This window comes from Neorhizobium sp. BETTINA12A, from assembly GCF_023006485.1.
Taxonomy (GTDB): Bacteria; Pseudomonadota; Alphaproteobacteria; order Rhizobiales; family Rhizobiaceae; genus Neorhizobium.
Window position 1 is genome coordinate 17146 of the sequence record NZ_JALBGW010000056.1, and the last position, 10150, is coordinate 27295.

At 62.7% G+C, this 10150-nt stretch carries 10 protein-coding genes; 2 read left to right on the forward strand and 8 right to left on the reverse strand.

The window, feature by feature from the left end:
• Positions 1–22: 22 nt before the first annotated feature.
• The 4 genes from MOV61_RS15470 to MOV61_RS15485 all read right to left on the reverse strand — a co-directional run bounded on the left by MOV61_RS15470 (position 23) and on the right by MOV61_RS15485 (position 3683).
• Positions 23–901: a F0F1 ATP synthase subunit gamma gene (locus tag MOV61_RS15470; protein ID WP_038590766.1), complete on the reverse strand. Its 879-nt coding sequence runs from the start codon at positions 899–901 to the stop codon at positions 23–25.
• A 41-nt stretch (positions 902–942) separates the two neighbouring features.
• The gene (gene atpA / locus MOV61_RS15475; RefSeq protein WP_247137215.1) at positions 943–2472 is read right to left on the reverse strand and encodes a F0F1 ATP synthase subunit alpha; all 1530 of its coding nucleotides are present in this window, start codon (positions 2470–2472) and stop codon (positions 943–945) included.
• Positions 2472–3038 (reverse strand): F0F1 ATP synthase subunit delta, encoded by a 567-nt coding sequence (locus MOV61_RS15480; protein WP_247137216.1) that lies wholly within the window; start codon positions 3036–3038, stop codon positions 2472–2474. The genes atpA and MOV61_RS15480 overlap by 1 nt, the downstream gene beginning before the upstream one ends.
• Positions 3039–3299: 261 nt before the next feature.
• Positions 3300–3683 carry a DUF4345 domain-containing protein gene (locus tag MOV61_RS15485; protein WP_247137217.1) on the reverse strand — a complete coding sequence of 128 codons (384 nt, stop codon included), beginning with the start codon at positions 3681–3683 and terminating at the stop codon, positions 3300–3302.
• A 113-nt stretch (positions 3684–3796) separates the two neighbouring features.
• Here MOV61_RS15485 and MOV61_RS15490 point away from each other — a divergent pair, with 113 nt between their 5' ends.
• Complete coding sequence (locus tag MOV61_RS15490) at positions 3797–4855, forward strand: alginate lyase family protein (RefSeq protein WP_247137218.1); 1059 nt, start codon at positions 3797–3799, stop codon at positions 4853–4855.
• Positions 4856–4864: 9 nt separating this feature from the next.
• On the opposite strand, the gene MOV61_RS15495 is transcribed toward MOV61_RS15490, so the two are convergent.
• Genes MOV61_RS15495 through MOV61_RS15510 form a run of 4 tightly spaced genes read right to left on the reverse strand, consistent with a single transcriptional unit; the run spans position 4865 to position 9739 of the window.
• Positions 4865–7087, reverse strand: coding sequence for a primosomal protein N' (locus tag MOV61_RS15495; protein WP_247137219.1), 2223 nt, complete (start codon positions 7085–7087; stop codon positions 4865–4867).
• A 49-nt stretch (positions 7088–7136) separates the two neighbouring features.
• Entirely contained in the window at positions 7137–8279 is a 1143-nt protein-coding gene (locus tag MOV61_RS15500; protein ID WP_247137220.1) for an AAA family ATPase, read from the reverse strand.
• A gap of 57 nt (positions 8280–8336) precedes the next feature.
• On the reverse strand, positions 8337–8765 hold the full coding sequence (locus tag MOV61_RS15505; protein ID WP_247137221.1) for a GNAT family N-acetyltransferase: 429 nt from the start codon (positions 8763–8765) through the stop codon (positions 8337–8339).
• 44 nt (positions 8766–8809) lie between these two features.
• Positions 8810–9739, reverse strand: a complete 930-nt coding sequence (locus MOV61_RS15510) for a GNAT family N-acetyltransferase (protein ID WP_247137222.1) — start codon at positions 9737–9739, stop codon at positions 8810–8812.
• Between the two features lie 152 nt (positions 9740–9891).
• Here MOV61_RS15510 and MOV61_RS15515 point away from each other — a divergent pair.
• Positions 9892–10150 (forward strand): site-specific integrase (locus MOV61_RS15515; protein ID WP_247137223.1); only part of this gene is annotated, 259 nt, incomplete at its 3' end.

Here is a 10150-nt window from a genome sequence, read left to right on the forward strand (position 1 = left end):
ATTCTTACCCTCTTTCTTTACCTCAGAGCGCTTCCGCGCCCGAAATGATTTCGATAAGTTCCTTGGTGATCTGTGCCTGGCGCTGACGGTTGTAGGAAAGCGTCAGCTTGTTGATCATGTCACCGGCATTGCGCGTCGCGTTGTCCATTGCGGACATCTGCGCGCCATAGAAGGAAGCGTTGTTTTCGAGCAGAGCCCGGAAGATCTGGACCGCGACGTTCTTCGGCAGCAGGTCTTCGAGGATTTCCTCCTCGCTCGGCTCGTATTCGTAGAGCGCCGAGGAGGCATCCGCAGCCTGCGTCGCATCGAACTTGGCCGGGATGATCTGCGAAGCGGTCGCCACCTGCGAGATCACCGACTGGAAGCGCGCATAGAACAGCGTCGCGATGTCGAATTCGCCGGCATTGTAGAGTGCGAGCACCTTGTGTGCCACCTCGTCGGCCTGGGCGAAACCGAGCTGCTTGATTTCGCGGAACGTCACGTAGTCGACGATGTTGTCCTTGAAGGTGCGGCGCAGGATGTCGTTGCCCTTGCGGCCGACGGTGATGATCTTCACCGTCTTGCCCTGGGCAAGCAGCTTCAGCGCGTGGTCGCGTGCGAGGCGGATGATCGAGGAGTTGAAGCCCCCGGCCAGACCGCGTTCGCCGGTCGCAACGATCAGCAGATGAACCTGGTCCTTGCCCGTGCCCGAAAGCAGCAGCGGCGCTTCCGCATTGCCGGCATTGGCGGCCGAAAGGCCGGCCAGCACCTTGGTCATGCGTTCCGCGTAAGGACGGGCGGCCTCGGCCGCCTCCTGGGCACGGCGCAGCTTCGCCGCGGCAACCATTTTCATCGCCTTGGTGATCTTCTGCGTCGCCTTGACGGAGGCGATCCGGTTTTTCAGATCCTTAAGTGAAGGCATCCGTTATCGGTCCCCTGGGGGTTAGTGGGCTTGATCCGTTCTCAGGCGAACGACTTGGCGTAGCTGTCGAGAGCAGCCTTCAGCTTCGCACGCGTGTCGTCGGAAAGCTGCTTCTCGGTGCGGATCGCATCGAGGATAGCCTTGCCTTCGGAACGCAGGTACGAGAGGAAGCCCTGCTCGAACTTGCCGACCTGGGCGACCGCTATTCTGTCGAGGTAGCCGTTGACGCCGGCAAAGATCACTGCGACCTGCTCTTCCGTCTTCAGCGGCGCGAACTGCGGCTGCTTCAGGAGTTCCGTCAGGCGTGCGCCGCGGTTCAGCAGGCGCTGCGTCGAGGCGTCGAGGTCGGAGCCGAACTGGGCGAAGGCGGCCATTTCACGATACTGGGCGAGTTCGCCCTTGATCGAGCCGGCAACCTGCTTCATCGCCTTGATCTGTGCGGCCGAACCGACGCGGGAAACCGACAGGCCGACGTTAACGGCCGGACGGATACCCTGGTAGAACAGGTCGGTTTCAAGGAAGATCTGGCCGTCGGTGATCGAGATCACGTTGGTCGGAATGAAGGCCGAAACGTCGTTACCCTGGGTTTCGATGACCGGCAGAGCCGTCAGCGAGCCATTGCCACGCTCGTCGGAGAGCTTCGCAGCGCGCTCCAGAAGGCGGGAATGCAGGTAAAACACGTCGCCCGGATAAGCTTCGCGGCCCGGCGGGCGGCGCAGCAGCAGCGACATCTGACGATAGGCGACGGCCTGCTTGGAAAGGTCGTCGTAACCGATCAGGGCATGCTGGCCGTTGTCACGGAAGTATTCGCCCATGGCGCAGCCGGCGAACGGTGCCAAGTACTGCATCGGAGCCGGATCGGAAGCAGTCGCGGCAACGATGATCGAGTACTGCAGAGCGCCACGCTCTTCGAGAACCTTCACGAACTGAGCAACCGTCGAGCGCTTCTGACCGATGGCGACGTAGACGCAGAACAGCTTTTCCGAGTCCGGGCCGTTGTCGTGAATGGCCTTCTGGTTGAGGATCGTGTCGAGAATGATAGCGGTCTTGCCGGTCTGGCGGTCACCAATGACCAACTCGCGCTGGCCGCGGCCGACTGGGATGAGCGCGTCGATGGCCTTGAGGCCGGTCGACATCGGCTCATGAACCGATTTGCGCGGGATAATGCCCGGAGCCTTGACGTCGACGCGCGAACGGCGGGTCGCGTTGAGCGGGCCCTTGCCGTCGATCGGGTTGCCAAGCGCGTCAACGACGCGGCCGAGCAGTTCCGGACCAACCGGAACGTCGACGATGGCGCCGGTCCGCTTGACGATGTCGCCTTCCTTGATCGCGCGGTCGGAACCGAAGATGACGACGCCGACATTGTCGGCTTCGAGGTTCAGCGCCATACCACGGATGCCGCCCGGGAATTCGACCATTTCGCCAGCCTGGACATTGTCCAGACCGTAGACGCGGGCAATGCCGTCGCCGACGGACAGAACCTGTCCGACTTCGGAAACTTCAGCCTCCTGGCCAAAGTTCTTGATCTGGTCTTTCAGAATTGCGGAAATTTCCGCGGCGCGGATATCCATCAGCCAACCTCTTTCAGTGCAAGCTTAAGGGTGGAAAGTTTGGTGCGAAGGGAAGTGTCGATCTGACGAGAACCGACCTTGACGATCAGTCCGCCGAGGATCGACGGGTCGATGGTCACGGCGATTGCCACGTCCTTGCCGGTTACGCCCTTCAGCGCCGACTTGAGTTCGTTTTCCTGCGCTGCGGACAGCGCATGCGCCGAGGTAACCTCGGCAGTGATTTCACCGCGATGCTCTGCGGCGATCTGGCGGAAGGCGCGGATCATGCCCGGCATCGCGAAAAGACGACGATTGCCGGCGACCACCTTCAGGAAATTGGCGACGAGACCGGAAATGCCAGCCTTCTCGGCCACGGCGATCACGGCCTTCTGCTGGTCCTCGGCGGAAAATACCGGGCTTGCGACCAGGCGTCGCAGGTCTTCACTCTCATCCAGCAGCGCCTGAAAACGATCAAGATCGGCACCGACCTTGTCGACCGAACCAGCCTCGAGAGACAGTTCGAAAAGCGAGGAAGCATAACGCTCCGCTACACCGGAAATAAGCTGGGACGTGTCAGCCACGGGCACAGTTTCCCTGTATTGCCATCCAAGCGCCAGACCCTATGGGAGAGGTGAAGCAAGAGCTTGAAATCGTTTGATTTTTTCTCAGAACCTGCAGAGCTTGCGCCCTACCCTTTCCGACTTTCGCGGTCCGTCTAGCATAGGCTGTAAGGACTCGCAACACGCCTGATAACGGAAAAAGCCGGACACGCAAGGGCTGAGAGCGATTTTATACCGGAAGCGGAAGGATTTTCGGCAGGCAACCGCCTGCAATCTTCGAATTATGCGTCAGATATAGCCGAAGACATAGGCGAGCGGCCCGCCGGCGAGCGCAACCTGAAGTAGGGAAAATGCTACGTTTCTGAGGGTGAAGCCTCGATCCAGGGCACACGACAGCAGCCGCCCCAGGGCAGCAAATCCGAGTGCGATACCGAGTGTCATGTAGATCCAGTCCTGGGCGAGCATGATCGCCGCCAGGCCGAACCCGAGATGATGGGCGCCGGTGGATCGGACCGCGGCATAACCTTCCGGCCGAACCTCGCCGATCTGGAATGCCGTCAGGCGCAGAACGAAAGCGGGAAACAGGAAAACGAGAAGACCGAGCGCAGCGGTTACCGCCGCACAGACAAAGGCGACCCGTTCGCCGAATTCCGTGGGAAAATAGAGTTCCATCCGGCCCTCGTTTCATTCGATTCGTTCGATTATAACCATTTGGGTAAACAAGTCGAAAAACGGCGAATTCTCGGGCCGGTTGGACGATGCGGCAGCCGATCAGGAGAAACGGAATGACGACGACGACAAGAATTTTCCGGCTCTCGGCCCTGGCTGTCGCGATCGCGGTCTCACGCCTCTCGCCTGCCCTCGCCGACCAGATGGTAAAAAGCCCCTGGGACAATCCGCCCACAGCGGCGGCGGCCACAACCCCGGAGAAATGCGGGCCGGCGCCGAACCTCCTGGCCGGCCTTGAGACGGCAGATTACTATAGCGACAAGGCCCACTCGGTCATCGATCCCGCCCGCAAGCAGGCCTATGACGACGCGGTGAAGCCCCTGCAGGCCGCCGCACGGAAGATCGAGGCGATGGCCGACCGGTATCGCACGACGGGTGATGCATCCTCCGCCGTCTGCGCCGCATCCTGGCTTTCGACGCTCGCCCGTTCCGGAGTTCTCTCCGGTCCGATGTCCAGCAACCAGGCGGTTTACGTGCAAGGCTGGATGCTGGGTGCGTTTTCGGTGGCCTGGCTTAAAGTCCGCTCCGCGCGTGGGGTGCCAGCTTCCGCGACCGAGGCCGTTCCGCACTGGCTGGCGAGGATCGCCGAGCGGAACATGACCTATTACGATGATCGCGATAACAAGATGGATGGCCGCAACAACCATCGTTACTGGAGCGGTTTTGCGGCCATGGCTGCCGGCATTGCCGCAAGCCGCGAGGACCTGACCGATTGGGGCATGGAGAGTTTCCGTGTCGGCATCGCCCAGATCCGCCCGGACGGCACGCTGCCGCTCGAAATGGACCGCCGCGCCCGCGCCCTCCACTACCATCTCTTCGCCGCGGCCCCGCTCGTCACCATTGCCGAGCTCGCCGCGGCCAACGGCAAGGATCTCTATGCCGAGCGCAACGCGGCGCTGGGCCGACTGGTGAAAACCGCCGCCGCCGGCATCGACACCCCCCAGGCATTCGATACAAAAGCCGGCGTGAAGCAGGAGGAGATCAAGCTCCATGCCGACGACATCGCCTGGGCGCAACCCTTCGAAAAACGTTTTCCCGATCCGGCCCTGCATGCCCTGCTCGACAAGCTGCCGAACCGCAGCATCCTCTATCTCGGCGGCCTACCGCCGGGCTGAGCCACTCCGCTAAAGAAAACTCTGCGGATCGATATCGAGCTGGATCTGTACCGAGCCGCGCTGTTTCGGGCCGTTTTCCAGCATAGCCCGCAGAAACGCCTGCATGTCGGAATTGCGGCGTCCATGCACCAGGAGCCGGAAGCGATGCCGGCCGCGCACCAGCGCCAGCGGCGCCTCCGCCGGACCGAGCACCGAAATGCCGGTGACCTTTGGCGCGGCGGCTCTGAGGCCCCGCGCATGGGTTTCCGCATCCGCCCGGGTATCGGCGGAGACGATCAGCGAGGCAAGCCGGCCGAACGGCGGCAGGATCGCCTTCTCGCGCTCGGCGATCTCGCGTTGGTAAAACGCTCCGGCATCGCCCGAGACGATCGCCTGCATCACCGGGTGCTGCGGCTGGAAGGTCTGCAGCAGGCCATGGCTCTTGAGGCCGGTTCGCCCGGCGCGGCCGGTCACCTGGCTCAGAAGCTGGAAAGTGCGCTCGGCGGCGCGCGGATCGCCATTCGAAAGCCCGAGATCGGAATCGACGATGCCGACCAGCGTCATCAGTGGAAAATTGTGGCCCTTGGCGACCAGCTGGGTGCCGATGACGATATCAGCCTCGCCCTTGGCGATCGCCTCCAGCTCCAGCCGCATGCGCTTGACGCCGCCGAGCAGGTCCGACGACATGACGATCGTCCGCGCTTCCGGAAAATGCTTTTCGACTTCCTCGGCAATCCGCTCGACACCCGGGCCGCAGGCGACGAGGTGGTCGAAGGTCCCGCATTCGGGACACGCTTCCGGCGTGCGCTCCGAATAACCGCATTGATGGCACTGGATCTGGCTCTTGAACCGGTGCTCCACCAGCCAGCTCGAACATTGCGGGCATTGGAACCGGTGGCCGCAGACGCGGCAGAGGGTCAGCGGCGCATAACCACGCCGGTTGAGGAAAAGCAGCGACTGCTCGTTCCGCTCCAGGGTTTTCTTCATGGCCCGCAAAAGCACCGGCGACAGGAAGCCGCCGCGCTCCGGCGGGTGGCGCCGCATGTCGATCAGATGCAGGTCCGGCATCGCCGCATCGCCGAAACGGGTCGGCAGGTGCACGGTGTTGTAGCGGCCGGCCAAGCCGTTGACCTGGCTCTCCACCGAAGGCGTCGCGGAAACCAGCACGATCGGAAAATCCCCGATCCGGGCCCGCACCACCGCCATGTCGCGGGCATTGTAGAAGACCCGGTCTTCCTGCTTGTAGGCAGGGTCGTGCTCTTCGTCGACGATGATCAGGCCGAGATCCTCGAACGGCAAGAACAGCGCTGAACGTGCGCCGGCCACCACCTTCACCTCGCCGGTCACCACGCCGCGCCAGACCTTTTCGCGCATGCGGGGGGCAAGGTCCGAATGCCATTCGCCGGGCTTGGCGCCGAACCGTTCCTGGAAACGCTCGAGGAAGCTCGATGTCAGCGCGATTTCCGGCAGCAGGATCAGCACCTGCTTTCCGCGCCTCAAGGTTTCGGCGATCGCCTCGAAATAGACCTCCGTCTTGCCCGAGCCGGTGACGCCGTCGATCAACGAGGCGGAGAATCCTCCCGCCCGGATCGATTCCAGGATGTCCACGGACGCCTGTTTCTGCGGCCCCTCGATGCGCGGGCTGATATAGTCCGGATCGGGCCTTGCCACGACCGGCGGCGGGGGCAGGAAGACGGTCTCGAAAATTCCCTGCGCGGTCAGCCCGTCGACGACGCTCATCGAGACGCCGGCGGCATGCGCCAGCCCGCTACGCGTCCACGGGATCTCCTCTTCGGCGGCAAGATCGAGCACCCGGGCACGCGCCGGTGTCAACCGCTCCGGCTGGCCGCCAAGATAGCGCAGGCCCTCGACCATCGGCTCCGGATCGAGTGCCGCCGGTGCGCGGATTGCCATGCGCGCCACTAGGCCCGGTGGAGAGAGGGTATAGCTCGCCACCCAGTCGACGAAATCGCGCATTTCCTTGGAAAGCGGCGGGCAATCGAAAACGAGGGTCAGCGGCCTCAGCTTCTTGGGATCGAGCTTGTCGTCGTTCTCCCCGTCCCAGACGACGCCGATCAGCTGCCGCGGCCCGACCGGCACCTGGACCACCGAACCGGGCTCCACATGCACCCCTTCCGGCACGGCATAGCTGTAGGCAACCGGCACCGGCAGCGGCACCAGGACCGGCACCACCCTCACCAATGACGGCGCTTCAAACAGCGAACCGAAGAGATCGGACGAATCTATGCCCATGGGCGGCGACCATGCCCAAACCCGGAACAAAAGTGAACCCTAAAGACGGCTACTCGTCATCCTCTTCACCGTCTATGACGCCGGTCAGCCGCATGCCGTCGATCCAGGTGGCGCCTTGCCTGCGGATCACCCGCCGCGGCCGCGTGCCGCAACGTTCCTGAACGGCTGAAGCGAGCAGTTCGGAATGGGTGACGATCCAGATCTGGCTGTGGCGAGCAGCCTGGGCGACCATGTCCGCCAGCGGCGGCAGCATGTCCGGATGCAGGCTCGCCTCCGGCTCGTTGAGCGCGATCAGCGGCGGCTGGCGATAGGACATCAGCGCCGCAGCGAGCCCCAGGAAACGGATCTGCCCGTCGGAAAGCTCGCGCGGCTGAAACACCCGTTTGGGGAGATCCGGAAAGATCAGGCCGAATTCCGCATATTCGCCTGGCTCAGGCACATGCAGTTTCGCCCCGCCCAGAGCCGCAGCAACGGCACGGTCGAGCTCCACCGTATCCCCGCGGGTGTGGACGAGTGTCGCGAACACCGCCGCCATGTTCCCTCCGTCCTGATCCAGCAGCGGCGAGGTAACGGCAAGGCAGGGCTGCCGCAGGCTGGAATCGCGATCCGTTCGAAAACCATGGAAGAACCGCCAGCCGTCGATCAATCGCCGAAAAGCCCCTGCTTCCGGATAGTGGCCGGCATCGCCGAGCAGCGCGATTGCCGTTTCCGAGGTCATCGCCTTTTCGGGATACTCCTCCATGCGACCGCTTGTCCCACGCACCATGATCCCCGGCCCGGTACGTTTTATCATCGTCACGGGCCGCGCACCGGTTTCAACGACAAGCTCCTCTTCCTTCACCTGCGGCTCGAAGGCAAAGCCCGCCGCATCGATAGGCGGACGAAGCCCTGCCTCGACCCGGTAGCGGAACGTCACCGCCCGCTCTTCATCAAGAACCTCGACCTCCAGCCTGATGCGAAAATTCTTCTCCTGCCGGCGCTGGCCGGACCAGAGCGCCGAGGCCATGCCGCCTTCGGCCGCGATCTCATAGGCCAGATTGCCGCGAACCGCCGCCTGCACCAGCTGCAAGGCGCGGTAAAGGTTGGACTTTCCGACACCGTTCTCGCCGATGAACAGGTTTACACCGGCCAGATCCATGCGGATCGAGCGCAGCGAGCGGTAGTTGGCGGCAAACATCGAGCGAAGCAGCATGCTCCATTCCTAGCCGAAGAGCGGGCCCAGCCGAACAACGGGATGAAAAAATGTCGCTCAGGCGAGGCTCAGGATATGCGTATAGCTCTCGCCCGTCAGCGCCTGAAACCCCATGGCCTGCCAGAAACTGATGGCATCGTCGCTGCCGGCATGGACCGTCACCACCGGCGTGAAGGAGCGGGCGTGTTCGAGCAGGTGTTCGGCAAGACACCTGCCAATCCCCCTGCCCCGGTATTGCCGCGACACATAAAAGCGGCGCATCCGCAGCCAGTCGCCCCGCGACGGCTCGGCCGTCATCCCGCCGACGGCGATCAGCCGCCCCTGATCGTGGGCGCCGAGCAGGCTTTCGCCGCGTCGCTCGAAACGATTGATCCCCGCGGACCACTCCTCGGCGATCCGCAGGATATGGTTATAACCTTCCTGCCTGGCGGTCTCGGCGAGCACCACGATATCACCCGGGAGCGGGTTGCCCAGCGGAGCAATCACAACGCCTATGTCCAGTGGAGCTGTATCCGCGGGAGGCATGCCCTTCATGCCGCCGAAGCCGTCTGCGATTTCTCGGCAGGCTTGAACGTCGCGTCGCCATCGGCCGCAAGCTCGAACACCGTGTGCTGTTCAAGCGCCTTGGTGACCTCCGTCATATCGCCATCCAACGCGCTCGGCGGGATCATCTGGCCCACGGTGAAATCGAAATGGTCGCCCTTCTTGTTGAGGAGTTCGTAGAACACCGTCATGTCGCGCAGCTCGGTCGACCATTTGGCGAACCAGTAGAACAGGCCGGAATTGCGCGCCCGCATGTGGATCGGCAGGATCGGCATATTGTATTTGCGCGCGAGGCTGACGGCGGATGTCTTCCACGGACGCTCGTTCAGTTTACCCTCCGCCCAATAGGCGATGCGCCCCGAAGGAAACAGCACCATCACCTTGCCGTCCTCGACGGTCTTGTTGGTGAGAACCAGCGTCTCGCGAGCCTTGAGCTTGGTCTTGTGCTCCTCCCGCCATTCAACGGGAATGATCATCTCGGAAAAACGCGGATTGACGCGCACCGCATCTCGGTTGGCGAAAACCATCATGTCCGGACGCCGCGCCTTCAGGAGGTCGAAGACGGCAACCCCGTCGGCAATGCCGGTCGGGTGGTTGCTGACCAGGATGAAACCGCCCTTTTCGGGAATACGCTCGGCATTGGCGACCGTGACATCCAGCTTCAGGAGGTTGCTCATGTATTCGAAGCACTGGAAGCCATTGAGCGTGGAGATGTCGTTGGCGAATTTGATCGCCCGACCGTAGCGCAGCAGCGTATAGAGAAACGGCCGCATCACCGGCCAGAGCGGGTTCTGAACGATCCGCTGGCCGCGTTCGGCAATCAGCGTGTCGACGATGTGACCAGGTCTGCCTTGTGAAACGAGGGCGATTGTTTCCGCGAACTGTCCAAGAGTGGTCGTAGAATCACGGCGCGCCATAGAAACTCCCGCAGGCAGGACCTGCTTGGTATCGCAGCCCCGTATGATCGAACGATGACATCGTTACCCAGGACTAAGGCAGGTTTAGGGATTTCGTAACGCCGTCCAGAGCAATCTGGGGCGCAACCTCTCGAAATTCAACGGGTCAGATCTTGAACGAACTGCTGATTATCGCCGCGCCGGATCTGACCGAAAAACGCAAGGAATGGCTGGAGAGCCTGGCGAGCGAGCGCCGGCTTTCGCAGAACACGCTGGATGCCTATGAGCGCGACACGAGGCAGTTCTTGACGTTTCTAACCGGACATCTGGCAGGTCCGGCGAAAATCTCAGATATCCATACTCTGCGTCCGGCCGACCTGCGCGCCTTCCTGGCAGCCCGCCGCCGCGAGGGTTCGGGGGCGCGGTCGCTCG

Excerpts from the sequence above, each read along its gene's own strand:
- MOV61_RS15470 (WP_038590766.1), bottom strand. The coding sequence starts at position 901 with ATGCCTTCACTTAAGGATCTGAAAAACCGGATCGCCTCCGTCAAGGCG.
- atpA (WP_247137215.1), bottom strand. The coding sequence starts at position 2,472 with ATGGATATCCGCGCCGCGGAAATTTCCGCAATTCTGAAAGACCAGATC.
- MOV61_RS15485 (WP_247137217.1), bottom strand. The coding sequence starts at position 3,683 with ATGGAACTCTATTTTCCCACGGAATTCGGCGAACGGGTCGCCTTTGTC.
- MOV61_RS15490 (WP_247137218.1), top strand. The coding sequence starts at position 3,797 with ATGACGACGACGACAAGAATTTTCCGGCTCTCGGCCCTGGCTGTCGCG.
- MOV61_RS15495 (WP_247137219.1), bottom strand. The coding sequence starts at position 7,087 with ATGGGCATAGATTCGTCCGATCTCTTCGGTTCGCTGTTTGAAGCGCCG.
- MOV61_RS15500 (WP_247137220.1), bottom strand. The coding sequence starts at position 8,279 with ATGCTGCTTCGCTCGATGTTTGCCGCCAACTACCGCTCGCTGCGCTCG.
- MOV61_RS15510 (WP_247137222.1), bottom strand. The coding sequence starts at position 9,739 with ATGGCGCGCCGTGATTCTACGACCACTCTTGGACAGTTCGCGGAAACA.